This is a genomic window from Yoonia sp. R2-816 (assembly GCF_046762905.1).
GTDB lineage: Bacteria > Pseudomonadota > Alphaproteobacteria > Rhodobacterales > Rhodobacteraceae > Yoonia.
In genome coordinates, this window is record NZ_JBKQXN010000169.1 from 1 (window position 1) to 495 (window position 495).

Consider the following 495-nt stretch of genomic DNA (forward strand, 5'->3'; position numbering starts at 1 on the left):
ACGCCGGTCGGAAAGACCTGGCCCTGTTCATAAAGAACCGATCGCAGCGCATTGATCTGTTCAGTGCGCTGGCGCACCAGACGGTCGCGTGAACGGAACACAACACCTCGTGCGATTTGCGCGTTGCTTTTGGGTTCCACGAACCGCATCTCCGGGCGCTGCGCCGCAATCACAATCGCCTCAGCATCAGCCGCATCATTCTTCTGCCGTTTGACGAATGGCTTCACATATTGTGGAGCGATCAGCTTTGCCTCGTGCCCAAGTTGCTGCATCTCCCGCGTCCAGAAATGAGCACCGCCGCAAGCTTCAAACACAACGATACTTGCAGGCTGAGCTTCCATGAACCTTCGAAACCGAGGTCGGGAGAGCCTCTTTCGAAATTTGACCTCCCCTGTCAGCGAAGCACCATGAAGCTGAAACACATTCTTTGCCAAGTCTACACCGATCATTGTATCAATCATTTTGCCGTCCTCTCTCAATTGTGGCCGTGTACGA

1 protein-coding gene is annotated in these 495 nt (G+C 54.1%); it reads right to left on the minus strand.

Going from position 1 to position 495, the window contains the following annotated elements; translation table 11 throughout:
• Positions 1-461 (minus strand): IS110 family transposase (locus tag ACFWW2_RS06695; RefSeq protein WP_393927077.1); only part of this gene is annotated, 461 nt, incomplete at its 3' end.
• Positions 462-495 lie beyond the last annotated feature (34 nt).